The sequence below is a fragment of the Bacillus sp. CD3-5 genome (assembly GCF_006349665.1).
GTDB classification, from domain to species: Bacteria; Bacillota; Bacilli; order Bacillales; family Bacillaceae_G; genus Bacillus_A; species Bacillus_A paranthracis.
Genome location: NZ_VEPX01000012.1, coordinates 45,524 through 71,435 on the forward strand (window position 1 = coordinate 45,524; position 25,912 = coordinate 71,435).

Below are 25,912 nucleotides of genomic sequence, written 5' to 3' on the forward strand. Positions count from 1 at the left end.
TATATTTCTTGGGAAATGTGGAAGGCCTTGTCGATATATAGGGAAGACATTAGAGCGCTTCTTTACATTTTCGGATTTGAACTAATAATGTTTCGTATTCTTGTTCGAGAGATGTGATGTCATCGTGATGATTTGGTATGGAAATTCGGCCGATGATTTCTGTTAATTTTGTTTGTAATCGTAATAATTCTTGTGCAGTAACGTTTACAGAAGCATCGGCTGTTCGGTTTGTGTATTGCTCGTAATTACCGTGGAATACCCTTGGTTCACTTTCATCTACTTGTAGAATATGGTCTGCAACAGAACGAATGAAGGCACGGTCATGGCTAATGAAAAGTATAGTGCCAGGATATTCTTGTAGCATGCTTTCTAATTCTTCTTGTGTTGCTAAGTCTAAATAGTTTGTCAAACTTATTTCAGCTTGTGATTTTTGAATTCGTTATTATAAATTTGTGCTTTCGCTAGCGCCTCAGCATCATTTTGAATTTCATTTAATCCATTCGCATCCCCAATAATATAACCTTCAAATGATGAACCAACAAAATCAAAGATGTATTGGAACTGGGAGATAAGCGGTAATGCTTTTAGTTTCGGATTATCGCCGCCAACGATAACAACGTACATTTTTTTGCCTTTCATTTTTTCTTTGAAATGAAGGGATGTATCACGCAAGCTTTGTGACCAGCGATCGATGAAGTTTTTCATATGACCACTCATCCCGTACCAATATAATGGTGTAGCAAAGATAATTGTGTCGTGCTCTAACATGCGCTTCGTTAACTGCTCGTAGTCATCATCTACAGGTTGGAATCCTCCTGCATCATGACGCTGATCTGTAATAGGATAGACTGTGTGATCACGTAAATAAATTTGTTCTGTTTCAATTCCATCAATCATCATATGTGTTAAAGCTTCCGTATTTCCATTTTGTCTTGAACTGCCGTGTATAACAAACATGTAATCATTCCTTTTCTTTTGCTTTTTTTAGGAGTGAAACGTGTTTTTGCAAATTCGTTTGAATATTGGAAAGCAATGAGATTTGCTTTGTTACTTCATTAAGTTTATCTTCATAAAGCGTAAGGATGCTGCTGCACGGATTGTCATATAGGTGCGGCTCTATTTCAAGGCAGCGCAGCATCCTTGCCGTCTCTTCTAAATTTAAGCCAATTTGTAAGTACATTTGAATAAGCTCCACTTTTTCGATGGCACTTTTGTCAAAATCACGATAGCCATTTGCGAGGCGCTTCGAAGGGAGCAATCCCTTTTCTTCGTAATGTCTTAGTGACCTTTCGCTTACGCCAGTTTCTTTTGATAACTTCCCAATTCGCAATGCGTTTCACTCCTTTTACATGTATTGTAAACCTTCACACTAATGTGAAGGTCAACTCTGTTTTTTCGCAAAGTAATCTACATGATTTAAAAACACTTGAATAGCTTTAGACGGAATAAAATATTTGCCGCGCACGATGGAGAATGGACGGATGAGTTGTTCATTTGGAACTTCGACGTGGAATAGTTCTTTTGCCAGTAGCTCTTTTCGTACAGTCCAATCAGAAAGTATAGCGATGCCAAGCCCGGCAGCGACAGCTTCCTTTACGCTTTGGATACTACTAAAGGTAAAGAATCGTTTCATTTTTAAATGGTGTTGATGAATAAAGCGATCGCTATAAGCACGTGTTCCAGAACCGCTTTCTCTTAATACCCACACTTGATCTTGGAGTGTCCTTTCATTTATTTCATTTGTGCGGAGTAGTGGATGGTTTGGCGGGACGACGAGTTTCATTTCATCTTGCATAAACGTTTCAACATCAACGTCAGCGTATACGACTTGCCCTTCCACTAAGCCGATATCAATTTGATTAGAGCGAAGGCTTTGCAAAACGTCTTCTGTATTTGAAATAAAGGTATGAACTTCGACGTGTGGATTTTCATTGGCATAATTAGCGAGTATTTTTGGAAGTAAGTATTCGCCAATTGTAAAACTAGCACCGATGCGAAGCGTTCCTGTTACAACGTTATGTAGTTCGTTAATTTCTTGCTTAGCGTCTTCGTAAAGAGAGAGCATTTGCTTTGCATGTATATATAAGATGTTTCCGGCCTCGGTCACTTGAACGTGCTTCGGGGATCGTTGAATGAGTGTAGTTCCAAATTCGTTTTCTAAGTTGCGAATGTGCATACTTACGCCAGGCTGTGAAAGGTTTAATAATTCCGCTGCACGAGAGAAGTGTTTCTGTTCAACAACCGTAACAAAAATTTTTAAAATGTCTACGTTCATGTAATGAGCTCCTTTCGTTTTTCTTTCATCTTATCATAAGTATTTCTGATGATAGAGATTTAGTATTGGTATTAAACTTATTATAGAAACTCTCTTATAATGTAAGTAGAAAGAACATGCATGTTCCAATACGATTATTGGAGTGGTTCAAAGTGGAACAAACACTTGTTATACAAAAGAAGAAGCGTTTTGGATTTTCGCAAGGGATTGGGATTACATTATTAATCGCAATTGTGGCGAAATATTTAGCGGAGCTTCCATTTTTAAATATTATGGGACAATTAGTAATTGCTATTCTAATTGGGATGGTTTGGCGTGCGGCAATTGGAGTTCCTCATGATGCGATTGCAGGGACGAATTTTGCGAGTAAGAAGTTGCTGCGCTTTGGGATCATCTTACTTGGAATGCGATTAAATCTTGTTGATATTGCGAAGGCGGGACCGAAAGTATTGGTTATCGCTGCGGTTGTTATTACATTTACGATTTTCGTTGTATATGGACTAACGAAAGTATTTAAGGTAGAAAAGAAACTTGGGATTTTAACAGCATGTGGAACAGCAATTTGCGGCGCGGCAGCGGTCGTGGCAATTGCGCCGCAAGTGAAAGCAAAAGATGATGAAACGGCAGTTGGGGCTGCAATCATTGCAATTTTAGGTACGATATTTACGCTTATTTATACGTTATTATATCCAGTACTTGGTCTATCTCCATACGGTTACGGTGTATTCTCAGGGGCCACGTTGCATGAAATCGCTCATGTCATCGCAGCTGCGGCGCCAGGAGGAAGTACGGCTGTAGACATTGCAGTTATCGTGAAGTTAACGCGCGTTGCAATGCTTGTACCAGTAGCGATTTTAATTGGCCTATGGTTTGGAAAGAGTGAAGGTAGCAAGGAAAAAAGATCGTGGCGTGACCTTCCAATTCCATGGTTCATTTTCGGATTTTTAGCGATGAGTGCAGTGCATTCGCTCGGTATTATCCCAGAAGTTGTTGCCGAATACATTGTTGTCATTGCTTATATGCTTATCGCAATGGCGATGGCCGGGCTTGGTTTAAATGTAGAGTTTAAAACGTTCCGGAAGTTAGGAAGCAAAGCATTCGTGGCGGGGCTAATCGGTTCGGTTTGCTTATCGGTTCTTGGATACGTTCTTGTATATGTGTTAGGGTTTATGTAGTAGAGGAGAGAGCTGTTCCCGAAGGTATTTGGGGACAGCTTTTTCTTATGCTTATTTTGCTACGGATGTTGGTATTTGTCGGTAAGTCGATATATTTGGAAAATCGCTGATATAGATGGAGTTGCGCTGATATATTTGGGGGAATCGCCGATATATTTAGGAAATCGCTGATATAAATTTCATTCCCCCTGTACTTTGTTAGAAAAGATGTTCAGTGAAATGTTTTTCTAAAATTTGTAAAGATATCTTTACTTGCATCTGGAAAATATTTATAATTAAAGTAAAGATATCTTTACTTTTGAAGGTGGAGCCTATGGGTGTGAAAAATAAAATTAAAGAATTAAGAAAGCAACATCATATAACACAAGTTGAAATGGCAAAGGCGATGCAAGTGACACGGCAGACAATTGTGGCGATTGAAAACCATCATTACAATCCGAGTCTAGAGTTATCCTTAAAAATCGCCAAATATTTTGGAGTGAAGGTGGAAGAAATATTTACGCTAGAGTAAGGGGAGAGAAAAATGCAGGATGAGTTTGAGAGATTTCAGTCAGATAAAGCGTTTAAATATTTAGGGTTGTTTTTAGCGATTAGTTTAGCCATATGGAGTTTGTACAATTTAATCGTTTACGGAAGTGCTGGTATGCCGTTTGTGTTATTTGTACTAGGGCAGTTTGTTTATTTCTTTGTGAACTATTGGCCGAAATGGAGATATAGAAATAGTAAAGAGGCTGATCGTGTATGAGTAAGCAAGAGGTTATACGATTTATAGGAAGTTTGTGTTTAGCGGGGTTTGTTTTAAATGTGAGTCTAATGATTTTAAGTATTTCGTGGAGAACTATTTTCATATCGAATGTAGCACTAGTCATTTTATAGGGCATTGCGGAATATAGAGAACAGAAGCGTTTGAAAGAAGAGGGAATACCGTCGATTGATGAGCGAGTTGTGAACAAGGTGAAGTCATATTTTACGATTAGTATGACAAGCTTTGTTTTCTTGTTCATTATATATCTTTGTGTAAATAAGTATTTAGACAGGCCAGTAGTACATGTAAATGAGTTATTATATATTGCTATTTTTGGTCTATTAATAAGTAGGGCATCGACGAGCGTGTTAGCAACAAGGAATAGATAGAAAAAGGGGAACTGGGATGGGATTACCGGTATTATGTGTCGCTACGGCTATTTTTGCTTTGTTTTGGGGAATGCAGAACTTCTCTCATAATCCAGTGCCGAGTATTTGTATTATGCTTGGTACTGTAGGTTTATCGTATTATTTATTAGTTTCAGCTCATTATCATAAAACAGCAACGAGCGTTGTTGTCGGAGCACTTATTTTATTTTGTGGTCGTGCTGTACAAAAGGGGTTATTTCCGTAAAGGCTGTTTATACGAAGCGTATAAACAGCCTTTTGTATTTTTTTTACAAAACACTTGAAAGTTACGTAACGTCATCTTTTATAATGAAGGGGAAGAGGTGATGATAGTGATTTCAATTCAACAATTGACGAGAGAAACAGGGGTTACGGTACGTACATTACGTTATTATGATCAAATAGATTTATTAAAGCCGAGTGGTAAAACAGAGGGTGGACATCGGTTATATAGTGAAGCGGACGTTATTCGTTTGCAACAAATTTTGTTTTTAAAGGAAATGGGATTTTCGTTAAAAGAAACTGCGAATATGTTAGTAAAAGGTGAGTTGGATTTAAAGAATTCTCTTGAAAAACAACTTCGATTTGTACAGGAAGAACAAAAGAAATTTAATCGAATGGAGCGAGTTTTACAAGCGGTTGTTTATTCGGTAGATGTGGAAGGAGAACTTGATTGGAAAGTTATGTTTGAACTGATTCAGCTTTCGAAGCAGTCTTCCCGTATACGTGAAATATTTTAAAATGAAGTGTTTTCAAAGGAGGAACAAAAATTGCTTCATAATTTACCAAACATGAGTAAGGAAGATCCGAATGTTTTAGAATGGGTAGATTTATTAAAGCAATTCCGTACTTTTATGAAGGACGGTAAAGAAGTAGCGAGTGATGAGGTACAAGGGGCAATGAAGAAATTAATGCAGAAGTTTTGAGAAATGGCTAATGGTGATGAAGTGTTTTTAGATAAGTTATGGGAAGTTAGAAAATCGAAGGAAGATTCACAGAAAATGAGCCTGTATCCGATTGAAGAAGAACTTTTACTATATATGGGTGAAGCTTTTCGTATGTATGATGAAAAGGAGAGGGATAAATGAGTATGCTCGCAGAATATCGTTGGTATTTTTTAATTGGGGCAGAGATTGTATTTTGGTTATCGGCTATCGGTTTCTTTTTACTACGTTACGGATTCCGTTTGAAAAAGGCGAGTTTTATTATGGGGATTGTACTACTCATAAATGAAGTGTTTATTTTAACTTTAGGGGTAGTGGACTATTATCAAACAGGAAAGTTCTCTAACTTTCAAATCATTACGGTAATCATTTTATTGTATGCAGTCTTTTACGGAAAAAAGGATTTGAAGAAGCTTGATATATTTGCGCAAAAGCTAGTTGCGAAATGGCGGAATGAGCCGGCGCCTATTATAGAAGAACAGGTAGAATTAACAGGTATGGCTTATGCGAAGCAGGAAATAAAAAATTGGGTATTGCACCTTAGTTTGTTTGTTGTTGTGCATATTTTCTTTTTCTTTCTGTACGGTCTTGCCCCGGTTGAACAATGGCGTAATTGGTTAGAAACGGGAATTGTTTTAAATAAAGCAGCGAGTCGGGTTAGCCAAGTTTGGGCGATTATACTTTTAGTGGATGCAGCTATTTCATTTTCATATGTTCTTTTTCCGAAGAAGGAGAAAGGGAACAAGAAGCTACTTTCTTAGGGGAAGTAGCTTTTGCGGTATACAAATAATTTTTATAGGAGAGGATGACAATAGGAAAAAGAACCAGTTTTATATGGATATTTCTCTTTAGTTTAGTAGCATGCTCACCATCAAGCACAACAATTGATAAGAAGAATGATGTCATTGTAAAGGGAGCAGGAATTCTCAATCTAGATAAATTTGAAAAGTTCGTTTTGAATGTCGAGCAAAGGGAAGTTGATAAAATAAGAATTGTACAGTATACCCTTGAAGGGGACCCAATTTTTCAAACGTTAGAGTATAGTGGGAACGATATATTTTATGTGTCAGATAATAGAAAAGACAAATTTGCTGGGAAGGATAAAGGGTTACATAAAGATAGTTGTAAAAGTATTGTTAAAGAGCAGCGCGAATCAGAAAGTACTTATCGGTTAATAGATTGCATGAATGAAGATGGGCGCAATGGATATGACTTATTATATGTATCTAAAAAATAGAGTTAGTAGAGGAAGGAAGTATGTACTCCTTCCTTTTTTATGTATATATTGTCGAAAACTTTACCGAATATCTGTTCGTTTTTTTAGGTTTTTTATAGGCATTCGTGGTAAAATAATAATACAGATTTTTATGAGGAGGTCGGATTTTCTTGGAACGTCAATTTGAAATTGTCTCAGCGTATTCCCCGCAAGGTGATCAGCCGGTAGCTATAGAGAAGCTTGTAGAGGGAATTAATAGCGGAAAGAAAAAGCAAGTGTTGCTTGGAGCGACAGGAACGGGTAAGACATTTACGATTTCAAATGTCATTAAAGAAGTGCAAAAGCCAACACTTGTCATGGCTCATAATAAAACGTTAGCAGGACAGTTATATAGTGAGTTGAAAGACTTTTTCCCAAATAATGCAGTTGAATATTTTGTTAGTTATTACGATTATTATCAACCAGAAGCGTATGTGCCGCAAACAGATACGTTTATTGAAAAAGACGCACAGATTAATGATGAAATTGATAAATTGCGTCACTCGGCAACGTCTGCATTATTTGAACGGGATGATGTAATTATCGTTGCGAGTGTTTCGTGTATATATGGTTTAGGTTCTCCAGAAGAATACCGCGAGTTAGTTGTTTCACTTCGAGTTGGTATGGAGAAGGATCGCAATCAATTGCTTCGTGAACTTGTTGATGTGCAGTATGGACGTAATGATATTGATTTCAAGCGCGGTACATTCCGTGTACGCGGAGATGTAGTTGAAATCTTCCCGGCATCACTTGACGAGCATTGTATCCGAATTGAGTTTTTCGGTGATGAAATTGATCGTATTCGCGAAGTAAATGCGTTAACAGGGGAAGTATTAGCAGAACGTGATCATGTAGCAATTTTCCCAGCATCTCACTTCGTTACACGTGAAGAAAAAATGAAGGTCGCTATTGAAAATATCGAAAAAGAACTAGAAGAGCGTTTAAAGGAATTAAATGATAACGGCAAGTTGTTAGAAGCGCAGCGTATAGAGCAGCGTACACGTTATGATTTAGAAATGATGCGTGAGATGGGCTTTTGTTCAGGTATTGAAAACTATTCCCGTCATTTAACACTCCGTCCAGCGGGAGCAACGCCGTATACGTTATTAGACTATTTTCCGAAAGATTTCTTAATCGTTATGGATGAGTCGCACGTATCAGTGCCGCAAGTAAGAGCGATGTATAACGGGGACCAAGCGCGTAAGCAAGTGCTTGTGGATCATGGATTCCGTCTGCCATCAGCTTTAGATAATAGACCGCTCACATTTGATGAGTTTGAAGAGAAAACGAATCAAGTTATTTACGTTTCAGCAACGCCAGGACCGTATGAATTAGAGCAGTCGCCAGAAGTAATAGAACAAATTATTCGTCCAACAGGGCTTTTAGATCCGCCAATTGATATACGACCAATTGAAGGGCAGATTGACGATTTATTAGGAGAGATTCAAGATCGCATTGCAAAAAATGAACGTGTATTAATTACAACTTTAACGAAGAAGATGTCAGAGGATTTAACAGACTACTTAAAAGATGTAGGGATTAAGGTGAATTACCTGCATTCTGAAGTGAAAACATTAGAACGTATTGAAATTATTCGGGATCTTCGTCTTGGTAAGTTTGATGTTCTTGTCGGTATTAACTTATTACGAGAAGGGTTAGATATTCCAGAAGTATCACTTGTAGCGATTTTAGATGCTGATAAGGAAGGATTCTTGCGTTCAGAACGTTCATTAATTCAAACAATCGGTCGTGCAGCACGTAATGAAAACGGCCGCGTTATTATGTACGCAGATCGCATAACGAGATCGATGGAAATTGCGATTGAAGAAACGAAGCGTCGTCGTAGTATACAAGAAGCTTACAATGAAGAGCATGGTATTACGCCGAAAACGATTCAAAAAGGTGTGCGTGATGTAATTCGTGCAACGACAGCTGCTGAAGAAACAGAAACGTATGAAGCAACGCCAGCTAAGAAGATGACGAAAAAAGAGCGTGAAAAGACAATTGCGAAGATGGAAGCAGAAATGAAAGAAGCAGCAAAAGCGTTAGACTTCGAGCGTGCAGCTGAATTAAGAGATTTACTATTAGAATTAAAAGCGGAAGGGTGAAAAGAGTGAGTAAGAGCAAGGATTTTATCGTTGTAAAAGGTGCTAGAGCACATAACTTAAAAAATATTGATGTAACCATTCCGAGAAATCAGCTTGTCGTTGTAACGGGATTGTCTGGTTCGGGGAAATCATCATTAGCATTTGATACGATTTATGCAGAAGGGCAGCGCAGATACGTAGAATCGTTATCTGCGTATGCACGCCAGTTTTTAGGACAAATGGATAAACCGGATGTAGATACGATTGAAGGATTGTCACCAGCAATTTCAATCGATCAAAAAACGACGAGTCGTAATCCGCGTTCAACTGTTGGAACGGTAACGGAGATTTATGATTATTTACGTTTATTATTTGCGCGAATTGGTACGCCAATTTGTCCTAATCATGGCATTGAAATTACATCACAAACAGTAGAGCAGATGGTAGACCGCGTCCTTGAATATCCTGAACGTACGAAATTACAAGTGTTAGCTCCTATCGTTTCTGGCCGTAAAGGTGCACATGTGAAAGTGCTTGAAGATATTAAGAAGCAAGGATATGTTCGTGTACGTGTTGATGGTGAAATGCTTGATGTGTCTGAAGATATTGCGTTAGATAAAAATAAGAAGCATTCCATTGAAGTTGTAATAGACCGTATTGTTGTAAAAGAAGGAATCGCAAGCCGTCTTGCAGATTCTCTTGAAAGTGCATTAAAGCTTGGCGGGGGACGAGTGTTAATCGATGTTATGGGAGAAGAGGAACTTCTATTTAGTGAACATCATGCTTGTCCGCATTGTGGTTTTTCAATCGGAGAATTAGAGCCGCGTATGTTCTCATTCAATAGTCCGTTCGGTGCATGTCCTTCTTGTGATGGACTTGGCTCAAAGTTAGAGGTAGATTTAGAACTTGTTATTCCGAACTGGGATCTATCATTAAATGAGCATGCGATTGCGCCTTGGGAGCCGACAAGTTCACAATATTACCCACAGCTTTTACAATCTGTATGTAATCACTACGGTGTTGATATGGATGTGCCTGTGAAAGATATACCGAAAGATTTATTTGATAAAGTGTTGCACGGAAGCGATGAAGAGAAAGTTTATTTCCGCTATGTAAATGAATTTGGTCAAGTAAAGGAAAATGAGATTTTATTTGAAGGTGTGATTCCAAATATTGAACGTCGTTATCGCGAAACGAGTTCTGATTACATCCGTGAGCAAATGGAAAAGTATATGGCAGAACAAGCTTGTCCGAAGTGTAAGGGTGGACGTTTAAAACCTGAGAGTTTAGCTGTTTTCGTTGGTGGAAAAACGATTGCTGATGTAACGAAATATTCTGTTCAAGAAGTACAGGAATTCTTCTCAAGTGTGGAGCTAACAGAGAAACAACAAAAAATTGCTCATTTAATTTTAAGAGAAATTCAGGAGCGCGTTGGGTTCTTAGTGAACGTTGGTTTAGATTATTTAACGTTAAGTCGTGCCGCAGGAACTTTATCAGGTGGTGAGGCGCAACGTATTCGTTTAGCAACGCAAATTGGTTCTCGTCTTACTGGCGTACTTTACATTCTTGATGAGCCTTCTATCGGTTTGCATCAGCGCGATAACGATCGTCTTATTCGTACATTGCAAGAAATGCGTGATTTAGGTAATACGTTAATTGTCGTTGAGCATGATGAAGATACGATGATGGCAGCTGATTATTTACTTGATATCGGGCCTGGCGCAGGTATTCACGGTGGACAAGTCGTATCAGCAGGTACACCAGCTGAAGTGATGCAGGATGAGAGTTCGCTAACAGGGAAGTATTTAAGCGGTAAAGAGTTTATTCCAGTTCCACTTGAAAGACGTAAAGGTGACGGACGAAAAGTGGAAATTGTCGGTGCAAAGGAGAATAACTTAAAGAACGCGAAAATGTCATTCCCGCTTGGTACGTTTGTAGCGGTAACGGGTGTATCTGGTTCTGGTAAAAGTACGATGATTAATGAAGTACTATATAAATCGTTAGCGCAAAAGTTATATAAAGCGAAAGCGAAGCCAGGTACGCATAAAGAGATTAAAGGTCTTGAGCATTTAGATAAAGTAATCGATATTGATCAATCACCAATCGGTCGTACACCACGTTCTAACCCTGCGACTTATACAGGTGTATTCGATGATATTCGTGATGTGTTTGCCCAAACGAATGAAGCGAAAGTGCGTGGATATCAAAAAGGACGTTTCAGCTTTAATGTAAAAGGTGGACGTTGTGAAGCATGCCGTGGTGATGGAATTATTAAAATCGAAATGCACTTCTTACCAGATGTATACGTGCCGTGTGAAGTTTGTCATGGTAAACGTTACAACCGTGAAACGTTAGAAGTGAAATATAAAGATAAGAACATTTCTGAAGTATTAGGAATGACAATTGAAGATGGGGTAGAGTTCTTCGCTAACATCCCAAAAATTAAGCGTAAACTTCAAACGCTTGTAGATGTTGGACTTGGTTATATGAAATTAGGCCAACCAGCTACGACGTTATCTGGTGGTGAAGCACAGCGTGTGAAATTAGCTTCTGAATTACACCGTCGTTCTACAGGTCGTACACTATACATTTTAGATGAGCCAACGACTGGTTTACATGCGCATGATATTGCACGTCTGTTAGAAGTGTTGCAACGTCTTGTTGAGAGCGGTGAGACGGTTCTTGTAATTGAACATAATTTAGATGTAATTAAAACAGCGGATTATATCGTTGACCTTGGACCAGAGGGCGGAGACAAAGGTGGACAAATCGTTGCTTCCGGAACGCCAGAGCAAGTAGTGAAAGAAGAGCGCTCGTATACAGGTAAGTATTTAAAAGAGATTTTAGATCGTGATAAAGCAAGAATGAAAGAGAGAATAAAAGAAGTAGAGCTATCTCAATAAGGGTATTACTAAAAACCGAATGGGAATGACACTCGGTTTTTTGTTCATAGGGGGAGAAGATGGAGTTTTTAGATGTGTTGCGAAAGAAAACTATGAAGGTAAGAGAGTTTCAAAATTGGGGTGTATATTTTCGGAAGCGCTGGGAGGATCATTTTGCAAATCATGTAAGTGATGAAGAAAAAGAAGATATTTTTCTTTATGGAGATAAGTATGCATGTGGTTATCTATGGCACATATTTAGTTATGAGAAAAAGAAGTGTTTAGAAGGTAAACAAGCAGAAAACGTGTTTCATAATGAAGTGAAAAAGGAGTGCTACATCTTCTATCAACACTGTAATGATGTACTATTAATAAAAGATGCGAGTGTATTAAGTACGGATGATATATTACGTGAAACAGATGATATGTATAGAGGCGATATCTATATTGTAGACAGAGATTTCACTTGGACCTTTGTGAAAACTCATGAACATAGGTGGTGTGGTCCCTATTTCACAAAGAGATGTTGGTAGGTATACAAGCGTGAAGAGTAGAATAAGTTGATATAAGTGTTTGCTGATACTTGCGTTTATTATCTATTAGCGTATGATGAAAGATATATGTTTAAAAGGATGTGTAAGAAAATGAGATGGATTGTATCACTTCTTGTAAATAGCGTTGTGTTAATCGCTGTATCGGGACTTTTAAAAGGGATTGCACCAGACGCGTTTTACGTAGCAAATATACAAACTGCAATTATTGCGAGTATTATTTTGGCTGTTTTAAATGTGTTTGTAAAACCGTTTTTAATTTTAATTACGCTACCAATTACTGTTGTAACTTTCGGTTTCTTCTTAATTGTTATTAATGCGATTACGTTAAAAATAGCAGATTCATTATTAGGAGACGCATTTAATATATCAGGTTTCGGTGTAGCAATCGTTGCGGCAATTTGTATTTCAATTTTTAATATGATTATTGAAAAGGCAATTGTGGAACCTTTATATGAAAAAAAGAGAAAATGACAAAAAGAAAAACATTTCATGATATGTATGAAATGTTTTTTTCTATTTATTAGAAACCGTATTTCTTGTTTCCAGAAAAAAATGGTACAATATCCGGTAGAATGGAATTTTACATCAAATGAGACTGAACCCGCAGCGGAGTGGAGGTTTATACATATGCCGAAAGTAAGGACAAAAGATTTAATTGAACAATTTCAATTGGAGTTAATAAGTGGTGAAGAAGGAATTCATCGTCCGATTGATACAAGTGATTTATCACGACCTGGAATTGAAATGGCAGGATTTTTTACATATTATCCAGCTGATCGCGTGCAGCTTCTTGGGAAGACGGAGCTAACGTTCTTTGACACGTTAACGTCAGAGCAAAAACAAGAGAGAATGAAAGCGCTTTGTACTGAGGAGACGCCATGTATTATTGTAACTCGTAATCAAGATGTACCAGATGAGTTGTTGCAAGCATCGCGTGAATCGGGCATGCCTTTATTACGCTCTTCTCAAACGACAACGAGATTATCAAGTCGTTTAACAAATTATTTAGAAGGTAAGTTAGCACCAACAACAGCTGTTCATGGTGTGTTAGTAGATATTTACGGCGTTGGTGTTTTAATTACAGGACAAAGTGGTGTCGGTAAAAGTGAGACAGCTCTTGAGCTTGTAAAACGTGGTCATCGCCTTGTTGCGGATGATAGTGTAGAAATTCGCCAAGAAGATGAAGACATGTTAGTCGGAAGCTCACCAGATTTAATTGAGCATTTATTAGAAATTCGTGGTCTAGGCATTATTAACGTTATGACGTTATTCGGTGCAGGGGCAGTGCGAAATTATAAGCGTATTACACTTGTTATTAATCTTGAAATTTGGGATCAAAAGAAAAATTATGATCGCTTAGGTCTTGATGAAGAGAAGATGAAGATTATTGATACAGAACTTACGAAGATTACACTTCCAGTTCGTCCTGGTCGAAACTTAGCTGTTATTATTGAAGTGGCAGCGATGAACTTCCGTTTAAAACGTATGGGAGTCAATGCGGCACAGCAGTTCTCAGAACGATTAATGAGTGCGATTGAGTTAGGAAATCAGGAGTAAACATTGGAGAGGGAGGTCATACATATGCTGTTAGGTTCTGTACCACAGCTTGACCGCGTAGCTATCCAACTTGGACCGTTTCCTGTTTATTGGTACGGGATTATTATCGGTACAGGTGTGCTATTAGGTCTTTGGCTAGCAACTCGCGAAGGAGAAAGGCTAGGTATTCCAAAAGATACATTTGTTGACCTTGTATTAATTGCAGTACCGATCGCTATTCTATTTGCGAGAATGTACTATGTTATTTTTGAATGGGAATATTACGCGCAAAACCCGAGTCAAATTATTAATATTCGTCAAGGTGGTTTGGCGATTCATGGTGGTTTAATCGGAGCTGTTATTACAGGGATTCTTTTTGCGAAACGTCGCGGGGTTTCATTCTGGAAGTTGGCGGATATTGCTGCACCAAGTATTTTACTAGGACAAGCAATTGGCCGATGGGGAAACTTTATGAACCAAGAGGCGCATGGTGATGAAGTAACGAGACAGTTTTTAGAAGGCCTTCATTTACCGGATTTCATTATTAATCAAATGTACATTGATGGTGTGTACTACCACCCGACGTTTTTATATGAATCGTTATGGAATTTTGCGGGAGTAATTCTATTACTTGCATTAAGAAAAGTAAATTTACGCCGCGGGGAATTATTCTTCACATATTTAATTTGGTATTCAGTAGGACGCTTCTTCGTAGAAGGGTTACGTACAGATAGTTTAATGCTAGGGCCACTTCGTATTGCACAAGTAATGTCAATTGGACTTGTTGTTATTTCTATTATTTTCATTATTGTGAGACGAAAAATGGGGCAAGCTGATAAAAGATATTTAGAAAATTAGAGAAAAGTAGCATCTTATTATAAGATGCTGCTTCTTTCATATTCAGGAAAGAGAAAGGACTAAGGCAATGAAAATAAATACAGTGTTATTTGATTTAGATGGAACGTTAATTAATACAAATGAACTTATTATTTCTTCTTTTTTACATACTTTACATACATATTATCCAAATCAATATAAGCGTGAGGATGTATTGCCATTTATCGGTCCATCTTTACATGATACTTTCAGCAAGATTGATGAAAGTAAGGTTGAAGAGTTAATTACGAGCTATCGTCAATTTAACCATGATCATCATGATGAATTAGTAGAAGAATATGAAACTGTATATGAAACAGTTCAAGAGTTGAAGAAGCAAGGTTATAAAGTTGGTATTGTTACAACGAAAGCACGACAAACTGTTGAGATGGGATTAAAGTTATCGAAGCTTGATGAGTTTTTTGATGTTGTTGTGACAATTGATGATGTCGAGCATGTGAAACCACATCCAGAGCCACTTCAAAAAGCGCTTCAGTTATTAAATGCGAAACCGGAAGAAGCATTGATGGTTGGGGATAATCATCATGATATTGTTGGCGGACAAAATGCGGGTACGAAAACAGCTGCGGTTTCATGGACATTGAAAGGTAGAGCGTATTTAGAGGCTTACAAGCCAGACTTTATGCTAGATAAAATGAGTGATTTATTGCCGATTTTGTCCGACATGAATCGTTCGTAAAGATAAGTAGAGGAGCGAGTCAAGTGCGACGGACAACGCGCTATCCTGTTTCAGGAGAAAATTCATTATGGAACGTGTATAAAACAGTGTCTTTTTGGAAGGTAATGAAGAATTTTATTATTATCCAAATTGCACGTTATACACCTTTTTTATCGGTCAAGAATTGGTTATACCGCACATTTTTGCGGATGAAAGTAGGAAAGAAAACATCGTTTGCGCTTATGGTAATGCCAGACATTATGTTCCCGGAAAAGATAACTGTGGGAGAAAATTCGATTATAGGCTATAATACAACGCTTTTAGCACATGAATATTTAATTCGAGAATATCGACTTGGAGAGATCGTTATAGGAAATGAAGTGATGATTGGAGCAAATACGACTATATTACCAGGTGTGAAAATTGGAGATGGTGCGATTGTTTCAGCTGGCACACTCGTTCATAAAGATGTACCGAGCGGTGCTTTCGTAGGTGGAAATCCAATGCGTGTTATTTATACAAAAGAAGAAATAGATGCTAGAGAAGGTTGATGCTAAAAATGTAACATTTCTCTTCTTTTTTAATGAATAAAAAGGAAATAATTGAGTATAATATACTGTTTTGTTTTTTACGGAATCGTTTATACTTATAGATAGAAGAATGTGTGAACGAAGAAAACAAAAAACTGGAGGATATATGGGGAAAAATCAAAGAATATATAAGGAGAACGGACAAGTTATCTCTTTTAATCAATTAGCGGACTTCTTTTATAAAAAAGGGATGAGGGCTTACAAAGGACAAAAATTGCAAGATGCAATTAAATATTTTCGAAGAGCGGCACAAAGCGAGAAGGAGCCGTTTATTTTATGTCAATTAGCAACAGTATTATCTGAGGCTGGTGAATATCAAGAGTCAAATCAAACCTTCTTTAAGCTTGTTAGATCTAATCCAGAACTTGAACAGTGTTATTATTTTATTGCAAATAATTATGCATATATGGGGCTATTTCAGCAGGCAAAGAAGTATGCGGATCGCTATTTAGAAGTTGCAGAAGAGAAGGAATTTGTTGAAGATACATTAGAATTACTTGAAATTATGGAAGAAGAAGCGATGGGTGCGGAAGAGATTGAGGATGAAGATGATTTAATTGTTATGCAGGAAGAAGCCAATCGTTATATTCGTAATGGACAATTGGAAGAAGCAATTGCTACATTAGAAATTGTTACGAAAGATTATCCGGAATTTTGGTCGGGGCATAATAATTTAGCCATTGCGCATTTTCAATCTGGTAATGTAGATAAGGCGCTGAAATTAACGGAAATGATTTTAGAGAAAAATCCTGGTAATATACATGCGCTTTGTAATACGCTTATTTTTCTATATTCAATTGGAGAGCATAAACAAGTAGAGGCGTTAGCTGCTCAGTTAGTTTCGGTATATCCGATTTCGTTTGAACATCGTTTGAAACTTGGGACGACACTTGCAACAATTGGTCATTTCGAGCCTGCGTATAAATGGTTTAAATTATTAAAGCGTCAAGGATACGAGGGAGACGTTAGTTTTTATTATTGGTTTGCATATTCTGCGTATATGGTAAAAGATCAGCAAGTAGCTGAAAAAATGTGGCAACATGTTGTAGAATTGCACCCTGATAAAAAGGGAAAAGAACCGTGGAATGCATTGAATTTAGCGGATGAAGGACAAAACGTGTTATTTGAAGAATTACGAAAATCATTTCAGCAAAGTGCGACGCTAGAGGAACAAATGCTAGCTTTATATTTAATGAATGAATTATCAACGCCAGAGAAGGTTGGATTCTTCTTTGATGTAACGCAGGCGAAGAATGGTGTTCCGATCGTATCGCAACTTGCAAAGTATTTCTTTTTACTGAATAGCCATAAGAGTATTCCAGCTGATTTACAGCAATTTGAACAGTGCGCGCGAATCGCGGATGCTTTATACAATTATACGAAAAAAGATGATGAATTAATCGAAGAGTGTTTACAATTTTGGTTTTGTACGTTCATACGTTTATATACATCTGGGGCAGTTTTTACAAATGTATACGGCTGGTCAGCTGCGGTTGAATATATCGTACGCAGTGAACAAGGAAATAAGATGACACAGTCGGAGCTCGGAGATGTGTATAATGTATCTGTAGCGACTGTTCGAAAGTATGTGCAAGCTGTTAAGCGTACGCACACATAGATAAGCAAATCATTGGGAAAAAAATGATGCGAACAGTATAATGAGGGTAACTTAATTGTGTAGGAATGGATAGGAGTGAATAGTGTGTCGGAAGAAAAAATTTATGATGTCATTATTATTGGTGCAGGACCAGCTGGTATGACAGCTGCAGTATATACATCTCGTGCGAATTTAAGCACATTAATGCTTGAGCGTGGTATTCCAGGCGGGCAAATGGCAAATACAGAAGATGTAGAAAACTACCCAGGTTATGAGTCTATTTTAGGACCAGACTTATCAAATAAAATGTTCGAGCATGCGAAGAAATTTGGTGCTGAATATGCATACGGTGATGTGAAAGAAGTCATCGATGGTAAAGAATACAAAACAATTATTGCTGGTAAAAAAGAATATAAAGCACGTGCAATTATCGTTGCAAGTGGTGCAGAGTATAAAAAAATTGGTGTACCAGGTGAAACAGAACTTGGCGGCCGCGGTGTATCATATTGTGCGGTATGTGATGGCGCATTCTTTAAAGGTAAAGAACTTGTAGTTATTGGCGGCGGAGATTCTGCTGTTGAAGAGGGTGTGTTCTTAACACGCTTCGCATCAAAAGTAACAATCGTTCACCGCCGTGACACGCTTCGTGCACAGAAAATTTTACAAGATCGTGCTTTCCAAAACGAAAAAGTAGACTTCATTTGGAACCACACGATAAAAGAAATTAACGAAGCAAATGGTAAAGTAGGAAGTGTAACACTTGTAGATGTAAACAGTGGAGAAGAGAAAGAAGTCAAAACTGACGGCGTATTCGTATACATCGGTATGTTACCACTATCAAAACCATTTGTTGAACTAGGTATTACAAATGAAAATGGTTACCTTGAAACAAACGAGCGTATGGAAACGAAAGTTCCTGGTATTTTCGCAGCAGGTGATGTTCGTGAAAAAATGCTACGTCAAATTGTAACTGCAACAGGTGATGGTAGTATCGCAGCACAAAGTGCACAACATTACGTAGAAGAATTATTAGAGGAATTAAAAACTGTAAGAGAGAAATAAAAAATATATTAGAGATGTTGATTTAAAAGGTAAATTTGATCTTGTATCGAGTTTACCTTTTTTTATTTTGCGTTAATATGTAAAAAATTTATTCAGTTATGAAAACAAAAATATTTAATCCATTTGTATAAATGTAGTTTTTTATGAACGTTTCCTTTATGGGTGAGATGAAATATGGCATATTAAAAATCATTTGTAAGTTAGAAAGGTCACAATAAGAAATATGCGTGATACACTGGGGTTTTCTTAAATTATATTTCTTATAATGAACTGGAAAAGAGCTTATATGAGGGGAGTAGGAGTAAAAAAATCTGGCTGCTATGAGGGGGGATGATATTAAAGGAATATTATTATCAATAATATGGCTTATATTCGATAAAAATAAAAAGTGAAGAATTAATTAAGGGGAATTAATAGATATAACGATATGAATACTAATATATTAAGTGACTATTCAAAAGGAGAAAAGTATTTTTTTAATACTACTAAATCACCTATAGGATACGTGCTTAATTCATAAAAAATAGGAAAGGTTATTTCTATTCTTAATAAGATAATATCTCTGCAACTCTTGTATTGTGAAAATTGCATTACATTGTAAGGTAAGAGTACTAGTTACTATACTGTAATAGGTGATTTTTAGGTGATGTAGATATAATAAAAAAATATGTAAATGGAGACAATATATGAAATCAATTATTGGATTTTCAATTGGAAATAAGCTAGCCATTTGGATTGTAACGTGCTTTATTATTGTGTTTGGAATATATGTAGGGTTTTCTATGAAACTAGAGACCATCCCTAATATTAATGAGCCAGTTGTAAACATTACAACTGTATACCCTGGAGCATCACCAGAGGCGATACTGAGTGATGTAACAGAACCAATTGAAAAAAAGGTGTCTAACTTGGAAGGGGTTAAAAATATTACTTCTACTTCTTTTGAAGGTGCTTCTACAATCGAAATTCAGTACGATTTCAAGACTGATATGGAAAAAGCAGAAAATAAAATTAAGGAAATGGTATCTGGATTGCATTTTCCTGAAGGAGTTATGAATCCAGACGTAGCAAGAGCTAACTTTAATGATTTGCCTGTAATGGTGTTATCTTTAACTGATAATACTAAAAAAATAGAGGATTTAAGTGTTTTGGCTCAAAAGGAGATAATGCCTGCATTTGAAGAGGTGGAAGGTGTTTCTAAAGTTGAAATTATTGGGAAGAAAAACAAAGAAGTGGAGATTAAGTATAAACAAGATAAGCTAGATCAATATGCGTTGTCTGCAAAAGACGTAACAGCATATTTAAAAACTATTAAAACTGATATGAATTTAGGAATGCAAGTACTTGATGGTAAAGAAAAAATCATAAAGGTTAATGGCAATGAAGATAGTTTTGAAAAGATAAAGGAATTACCTATTCCTATAAATTTAAAAGTACAAAATAATAATCCTAATGGAAGAGAAACTTCGGTTGCTCTCAAAGAGGTTGCAGATGTAAATATTGTTCAAAAATCTCAATCTGTTTCTAGGGCTAACGGGATAGAAGGAATTGGTATCCAAATATTACAAAGTAGTAATGGTAATACGGTAAATGTAGTGGATGGTATCAAAGATAAAATGAAAAAATTACAACAGAAGCATAACTCGTTAGAGTTTGTATCCATTTTAGATAGTGGCGAGCCAATTAAGGAATCTGTTGGAGTGATGATAAATAAAACATTGATGGGTGCTGCTTTCGCGGTACTAATTATTTTACTGTTCTTAAGAGATATAAAATCTACAATTATTGCTGTTATTTCTATACCGGTCTCACTTGTCATTTCTTTAATAATGTTAAAACAGTTAAATATGACATTAAATCTAATGACATTAGGCGCCATGACGGTGGCAATTGGAAGGGTTATAGACGATTCTATTGTAGTTATAGAGAATATCTACCGACGCATGACATTAACTGAGGAAAAATTAAGTGGAGTTAATTTAATAAAGGCAGCAACTTCTGAGATGTTTTCATCAATTATGTCATCTACTATTGTAACTATTGCAGTATTCTTGCCATTAGGTTTAATTGATGGACCTGTTGGAGAGTTATTTATGCCATTTGGGGTTACAATTGTATTTGCTTTGCTAGCTTCTCTAGTTGTTTCAATTACTGTTGTTCCAATGATGGCGCATTTAATGCTTAAGAGGAAAGTGGAAGTTACTAAGAAAACATCTTCGAGTCGAGTAACTAACAGCTATCATGCGATATTAAATTGGAGTTTAAATCATAAATTAATTACTTTTTGTTTGGCCAGCGCACTATTTATAGGAAGTATATTCTTAATACCGTCTATTGGAGTCAGTTTCATCGGTTCTAGTGGGAATAAAATGATATTAGCAACTTATAATCCGGTACCTGGTGCTACAGACAATACAATTAAGAATGATGTTAAAAATGCAGAAGAATATCTACTCAAACGGGATCACATAAAGATGATACAGTCATCTTATGGAGAGGGTAATCCGCTACATCCAGCTAACAAGAAACAAGTTTTGTTTTTTATTACCTATAAAGATGGTTTGAAAGATTTAACTAAAGAGAAAGATATTATTTTTAATGATCTACAAAAGTTGGGAATGGGTGAATGGGGATTCAATAGTTCAGGAAATAGTAATGGGAATGTAGATGTTTTTGTTTATGGAAAAACAATTGAGGAAATTAGACCAGTTGCAGATTCGGTGAAAAAAAGCTTGGAGAATAATCAGGAGGTTACAAACGTTAAGCTAGATTTATCAGATTCTTTAAGACAGGTGAATTTTATATTAAATACAGAAAAAATGGTTTCGTTAGGAATTCAGCCAATACAAATATATAATAAACTGGGTTCAGCTAAGGAAGAGCAGATTGGTGAATTAAAAGTTGATGGACAAAAAATACCAATTAGGACTGTGGAAAGAGATAGTATAGTACAACAGTCCGAACTTAGTAAACAGCAAGTTACTACAATTTCAAATCAAAAGGTGGAGTTAGGAGAAATCTTGAGTGAAGCGGAGGCGGATACCCCGGCGTTCATTACTAAGCGAAATGGAGATGTATATACAAAAATATCAGCTGAAATAACTGATAAAGATGTTGGAAAAGTTACAGAGAATATTCAAAAGAAAATCGATGAATTATCAGTACCGTCAGGAGTACAAGTTAATGTTGGTGGGGTGACAGAACAAATTGATGAGTCTTTTGCACAGATAGGAATTGCAATAGGTATTGCAATTGTAATTGTATACTTTGTTTTAGTGGTTACTTTTGGAGGCGGATTAGCTCCATTAGCAATACTATTCTCTTTGCCATATGCTTTAATTGGAAGTTTATTGGGTTTATTAATTACAAATGAATCAATTAGTGTCTCTGTAATGATCGGTGCATTAATGTTAATAGGTATCGTTGTAACAAACGCTGTTGTTCTAATAGATAGAGCAATTAAAAATGAACAAAAAGGTATTCTGTTAAGAGAGTCAATTCTTGAAGCAGGAGTAACTAGGTTGAGACCTATTCTAATGACTGCTATTGCTACGGTAGGTGCATTATCGCCATTGTTATTTACGGAAAATTCTGATAGCAGCGGGCTTATTTCAAAGGGACTAGGAGTCACTGTAATTGGTGGACTGACATCTTCAACGTTACTAACATTAATTATTGTACCTATTGTATACGAAAGTTTAATGAAATTAAAATATAAATGGACAAAAAGTCGTAAGAAGAAACATGAATTTAAAATTGGTGCTTAGTGAAATATGCTAAGCCCCTCTTTTTTATAAGTGAGGGATAAATAAAAATTTTAATTACAAATTATTATTTCGTTTTTTTAAAATGAAAACAAGAAAAAAAGAGGGAGTAATATGGAAGCGATAGCTGAGGAGAAAGAATATTCATCAAATTTATTTAGAAATAAACCCTTTATGTTAATTATGATGGCAGCAGGATTTTCTAGTTTAGGTTCATCAATGTTTCTTTTTACACAGACATGGTATATAGTAAAGTTTTTAAATTTAGGAGAAGCTGTAGGATGGGTAATGATGGGGGCAAGTATTCCACAAATATTATTTTTATTTGTAGGAGGTGTGCTTGCGGATCACCGGAACAAGGGAAAGATTATGTTATGGTCAGATTTTATGAGAACGATTCTTGTAGCTTCAATTGTTTTATTATTCCTACTATTCGCAAAAGTTAACTTTATAATATTTATTGCCTACTCCTTTTTATTTGGAATATTGAACGCGTTTTTCTATCCTGCTAGGGATTCATTCATACCATTAATAGTCGGAGCATCTCAATTAGCAAGAGCAAATTCTATTATTTATACGACAAATCAGTTTACAGTAATCGTAGGACCTGTAATTGCTGGGATATTAATAGGGAAATACAATTATATGATAGCATTTATATTTGTTGCTAGTATGCTACTAATAAGTACGATTATGGTTACCTTTATTAAGGTTCAGCATGGTAAAAAGAAAAGTGTAGAGAGAATTAGGATTGGAACAGAAATCCAAAAGGGTATCCAATATTTACGCCAATCTAACATTTTGTTATCTCTTGTATTCATTTCTATTTTAGTTAATTTTCTTATAGTTGGTCCCTTATTTATAGGATTACCTATTTTTGTTGATACCGTATTAAATGGAGAGGCATTTGACTATAGTTTTTTAGAGGCGAGTTTATCATTAGGTTTATTTATTGGATCCATTATTATGGTATTACTCAATGTAAAAAAGCAAAGAGGAAAATTAATTCTTATACTTCTTATGTGTTTATCTATAAGTTTTATAATTTTTAGTACATCTATAGAATTTTTGTATAGTGTAATTATGTTGTTTCTTGTTGGATTGTTCACACAAATGATAATAATTCCAGTAATTAGTATTATTCAGGAGTATACAGAAAAACAGTATTTGGGAAGAATTATGAGTTTACTCACTTTAGCATCGATGGGGCTAACACCGCTTTCTTATGGGGTTACGTCAATGCTTCTTATGTATAACATTGGGATTTCAAATATTATATTTTGGAGTGGTATTTCTGTATTTGTTGTAGCGATTGTTTTTTATTCTTTACGTCAAGGAATACGTTATGTTGAATAAGTTATTCTAGAATATAAATTGTTAAGTAATAGTTAGAAATATGAAAGTAAGTATATAGTAAAAACATTTTTGATTGAATGAATTAAAAAAAGGAAATATAGGTTGACATACAGGAGGATAAGAAATGATCAAAAAAATTGAGCATATTGGAATAGCAGTAAATTCTTTGGAAAGGGCATTACCTTTTTATGTAGATGTTCTAAAGTTAAAATTATTAGGGATAGAGGAGATAGTGGTACAAAAAGTAAAAGTTGCCTTTTTAGCTATTGGTGACAGTAAATTAGAGTTATTGGAACCATTAAGTTCAGAAAGTTCAATCGCACGATTTATACAGAAAAATGGGGAGGGGATACACCATATAGCATTAGGAACAACCTCTCTTGAGGAAAGGATTCGGCATATGAAGGAATGTGGAATACAAATGATTAATGAAATCCCTCAAAGAGGGGCAAAAGGCACGTCAATTGCTTTTATTCATCCTAGTTCAAGCTATGGTACATTGTACGAGCTATGTGATAAGGGGGGAGAATATGATTGATATTTACGGTAAAATAACTGAATTATATGACAAAAAGAATAGTATTGAAATTGGAGGGGGTTATGAAAGAGTTGAAAGGCAATACCAAAAAGGTAAACTGACAGCGAGAGAACGTATAGAATTGCTATTAGATAAAGATACATTTGTAGAGTTACAACCGTTTATTGAACATAGGTGTACAGATTTTGGGTTAGATAAAAAAGTAGGTCCTGGTGACGGAGTTGTTACAGGATATGGAAAAGTAAATGGTCGTCCAATTTACCTATTTTCACAAGACTTTACTGTATTTGGTGGCGCGCTCGGAGAAATGCATGCGAAGAAAATTTCAAATATCATGGATTTGGCTGGGAAAAATGGTATTCCCATTGTTGGTTTAAATGATTCAGGTGGTGCACGTATTCAAGAAGGAGTGCTATCTCTAGATGGATATGGCCAAATTTTTCATAGAAATGTGAAATATTCAGGAGTTATCCCTCAAATATCAGTAATTTTAGGAGCTTGTGCAGGAGGCGCGGTATACTCTCCAGCTATTACAGATTTTGTTATTATGGTTGAAGAGAAGAGTCAGATGTTTATTACTGGACCAAAAGTAATTGAGGCAGTAACAGGAGAAAAAATTTCACCTGAGAATTTAGGTGGAGCGATGGTTCATAATCAAATCAGTGGAAATGCGCATTTTTCTGCAGTGGACGAGTATGAAGCATTGTATCTTGTTCGTACACTTCTTTCATATTTACCACAAAATTATCAAGAGAAATCACCTATAATTAAAGAAGAATCAGTGGAAGATTATCGTGAAGATTTAGCTGATATTATCCCTGATGATACACAAAGGCCTTATGATATACGTCATGTTATTGAACAAGTGGTTGATATTATGTCTTTTTTTGAAGTGCAAAAAAGTTTTGCGAAAAATATTGTAATAGGGTTTGCTCGTATAAAAGGAGAAGTAGTGGGTCTTGTTTGTAATCAGCCGAAGAAATTAGCTGGAAGTTTAGATATTGATTCGTCTGATAAAATAGCACGTTTTATTCGTTTTTGTGATTCTTTCCAGATTCCATTGATTACATTTGAAGATGTAACGGGTTTTTTTCCGGGTGTAAAGCAAGAACATAATGGTATTATTCGTCACGGTGCTAAAATTTTATACGCTTATTCTGAAGCAACAGTTCCGAAAATTACAGTGATTTTGAGAAAGGCTTATGGTGGAGCGTATGTTGCATTAAATAGCAAGGCTATCGGAGCGGATGTCGTATATGCATGGCCAAATGCAGAAATTGCAGTAATGGGATCACAAGGGGCAGTAAATATTATCTTTTCAAAGGATATTCAAAAGAGCGATAAACCTGATATGAAACGTAGAGAGCTGGGTAAGGAATATAGTGATAAATTTGCAAATCCATATATTGCTGCAAAGTATGGATTTGTTGATGATGTTATAGATCCAAGGGAAACACGTATAAAATTGATACAGGCACTTGATATGCTACGAACGAAGAAAGAGGAAAAAGTCATGAAAAAACATGGGAACATGCCACTGTAAGTTCTTATGCATTAAGTTGATTTTTTGCTATAACCCCCCCTTTTAAA

General features: G+C 36.2%; 23 protein-coding genes and 3 pseudogenes. 22 read left to right on the forward strand and 4 right to left on the reverse strand.

Translation table 11 applies throughout. The features are described 5' to 3' along the window. Positions 1-49: 49 nt before the first annotated feature. Genes FH036_RS20510 through FH036_RS20525 form a run of 4 tightly spaced genes read right to left on the reverse strand, consistent with a single transcriptional unit; the run spans position 50 to position 2,275 of the window. Complete coding sequence (locus FH036_RS20510) at positions 50-409, reverse strand: macrolide transporter (protein ID WP_014481795.1); 360 nt, start codon at positions 407-409, stop codon at positions 50-52. A gap of 2 nt (positions 410-411) precedes the next feature. Then, the gene (locus FH036_RS20515) at positions 412-957 is read right to left on the reverse strand and encodes a flavodoxin family protein (RefSeq protein WP_000497604.1); all 546 of its coding nucleotides are present in this window, start codon (positions 955-957) and stop codon (positions 412-414) included. A gap of 4 nt (positions 958-961) precedes the next feature. Continuing rightward, complete coding sequence (locus tag FH036_RS20520; RefSeq protein WP_139896183.1) at positions 962-1,330, reverse strand: MerR family transcriptional regulator; 369 nt, start codon at positions 1,328-1,330, stop codon at positions 962-964. A gap of 51 nt (positions 1,331-1,381) precedes the next feature. Then, on the reverse strand, positions 1,382-2,275 hold the full coding sequence (locus FH036_RS20525) for a LysR family transcriptional regulator (protein ID WP_098921246.1): 894 nt from the start codon (positions 2,273-2,275) through the stop codon (positions 1,382-1,384). A 152-nt stretch (positions 2,276-2,427) separates the two neighbouring features. Here FH036_RS20525 and FH036_RS20530 point away from each other — a divergent pair, with 152 nt between their 5' ends. From FH036_RS20530 to FH036_RS20635, 22 genes and pseudogenes are all read left to right on the forward strand, one after another. Then, positions 2,428-3,450 (forward strand): YeiH family protein, encoded by a 1,023-nt coding sequence (locus tag FH036_RS20530; RefSeq protein ID WP_139896184.1) that lies wholly within the window; start codon positions 2,428-2,430, stop codon positions 3,448-3,450. Between the two features lie 313 nt (positions 3,451-3,763). Then, positions 3,764-3,961: a helix-turn-helix transcriptional regulator gene (locus tag FH036_RS20535; protein ID WP_000538359.1), complete on the forward strand. Its 198-nt coding sequence runs from the start codon at positions 3,764-3,766 to the stop codon at positions 3,959-3,961. A gap of 12 nt (positions 3,962-3,973) precedes the next feature. Next, positions 3,974-4,195 (forward strand): hypothetical protein, encoded by a 222-nt coding sequence (locus tag FH036_RS20540; protein ID WP_001150192.1) that lies wholly within the window; start codon positions 3,974-3,976, stop codon positions 4,193-4,195. Further along, positions 4,192-4,584, forward strand: a pseudogene (locus FH036_RS20545) (ATPase). Before FH036_RS20540 ends, FH036_RS20545 begins: the two are co-directional and overlap by 4 nt. A gap of 16 nt (positions 4,585-4,600) precedes the next feature. After that, the gene (locus FH036_RS20550; RefSeq protein ID WP_000524119.1) at positions 4,601-4,828 is read left to right on the forward strand and encodes a hypothetical protein; all 228 of its coding nucleotides are present in this window, start codon (positions 4,601-4,603) and stop codon (positions 4,826-4,828) included. A 100-nt stretch (positions 4,829-4,928) separates the two neighbouring features. Then, a pseudogene (locus tag FH036_RS20555) lies at positions 4,929-5,690 on the forward strand (MerR family transcriptional regulator). Next, on the forward strand, positions 5,687-6,307 hold the full coding sequence (locus FH036_RS20560) for a hypothetical protein (protein ID WP_000062169.1): 621 nt from the start codon (positions 5,687-5,689) through the stop codon (positions 6,305-6,307). Before FH036_RS20555 ends, FH036_RS20560 begins: the two are co-directional and overlap by 4 nt. A 44-nt stretch (positions 6,308-6,351) precedes the next feature. Further along, a complete protein-coding gene (locus FH036_RS20565; RefSeq protein WP_000152009.1) occupies positions 6,352-6,783 on the forward strand; it encodes a DUF4362 domain-containing protein in 432 nt (143 codons plus the stop codon). A gap of 149 nt (positions 6,784-6,932) precedes the next feature. Next, positions 6,933-8,909: an excinuclease ABC subunit B gene (uvrB, locus tag FH036_RS20570; protein ID WP_000441061.1), complete on the forward strand. Its 1,977-nt coding sequence runs from the start codon at positions 6,933-6,935 to the stop codon at positions 8,907-8,909. A 5-nt stretch (positions 8,910-8,914) separates the two neighbouring features. Continuing rightward, entirely contained in the window at positions 8,915-11,791 is a 2,877-nt protein-coding gene (gene uvrA / locus FH036_RS20575; RefSeq protein ID WP_000045562.1) for an excinuclease ABC subunit UvrA, read from the forward strand. Between the two features lie 59 nt (positions 11,792-11,850). After that, complete coding sequence (locus FH036_RS20580) at positions 11,851-12,303, forward strand: DUF4275 family protein (protein WP_000394725.1); 453 nt, start codon at positions 11,851-11,853, stop codon at positions 12,301-12,303. A 111-nt stretch (positions 12,304-12,414) separates the two neighbouring features. Then, a complete protein-coding gene (locus FH036_RS20585; RefSeq protein WP_001267308.1) occupies positions 12,415-12,795 on the forward strand; it encodes a phage holin family protein in 381 nt (126 codons plus the stop codon). Positions 12,796-12,951: 156 nt separating this feature from the next. Continuing rightward, positions 12,952-13,881: an HPr(Ser) kinase/phosphatase gene (gene hprK, locus FH036_RS20590; RefSeq protein WP_001127250.1), complete on the forward strand. Its 930-nt coding sequence runs from the start codon at positions 12,952-12,954 to the stop codon at positions 13,879-13,881. A 24-nt stretch (positions 13,882-13,905) separates the two neighbouring features. Further along, positions 13,906-14,718, forward strand: a complete 813-nt coding sequence (lgt, locus tag FH036_RS20595) for a prolipoprotein diacylglyceryl transferase (RefSeq protein WP_000924232.1) — start codon at positions 13,906-13,908, stop codon at positions 14,716-14,718. Positions 14,719-14,785: 67 nt separating this feature from the next. Then, entirely contained in the window at positions 14,786-15,436 is a 651-nt protein-coding gene (gene ppaX / locus FH036_RS20600) for a pyrophosphatase PpaX (RefSeq protein WP_070807162.1), read from the forward strand. A gap of 23 nt (positions 15,437-15,459) precedes the next feature. After that, positions 15,460-15,966, forward strand: a complete 507-nt coding sequence (locus tag FH036_RS20605; RefSeq protein ID WP_070807161.1) for an acyltransferase — start codon at positions 15,460-15,462, stop codon at positions 15,964-15,966. Positions 15,967-16,111: 145 nt separating this feature from the next. Then, positions 16,112-17,623 (forward strand): tetratricopeptide repeat protein, encoded by a 1,512-nt coding sequence (locus FH036_RS20610; protein WP_016718902.1) that lies wholly within the window; start codon positions 16,112-16,114, stop codon positions 17,621-17,623. A gap of 84 nt (positions 17,624-17,707) precedes the next feature. Then, entirely contained in the window at positions 17,708-18,664 is a 957-nt protein-coding gene (trxB, locus tag FH036_RS20615; protein ID WP_001288071.1) for a thioredoxin-disulfide reductase, read from the forward strand. A 707-nt stretch (positions 18,665-19,371) separates the two neighbouring features. Further along, positions 19,372-22,431 (forward strand): annotated as a pseudogene (locus FH036_RS20620) (efflux RND transporter permease subunit); the annotation flags it as partial. A 111-nt stretch (positions 22,432-22,542) separates the two neighbouring features. Beyond that, positions 22,543-23,784: an MFS transporter gene (locus FH036_RS20625; protein ID WP_000387266.1), complete on the forward strand. Its 1,242-nt coding sequence runs from the start codon at positions 22,543-22,545 to the stop codon at positions 23,782-23,784. A gap of 124 nt (positions 23,785-23,908) precedes the next feature. Then, positions 23,909-24,322: a methylmalonyl-CoA epimerase gene (gene mce, locus FH036_RS20630; protein WP_000591735.1), complete on the forward strand. Its 414-nt coding sequence runs from the start codon at positions 23,909-23,911 to the stop codon at positions 24,320-24,322. Then, positions 24,315-25,865 carry an acyl-CoA carboxylase subunit beta gene (locus tag FH036_RS20635; RefSeq protein ID WP_000565608.1) on the forward strand — a complete coding sequence of 517 codons (1,551 nt, stop codon included), beginning with the start codon at positions 24,315-24,317 and terminating at the stop codon, positions 25,863-25,865. The genes mce and FH036_RS20635 overlap by 8 nt, the downstream gene beginning before the upstream one ends. Positions 25,866-25,912 lie beyond the last annotated feature (47 nt).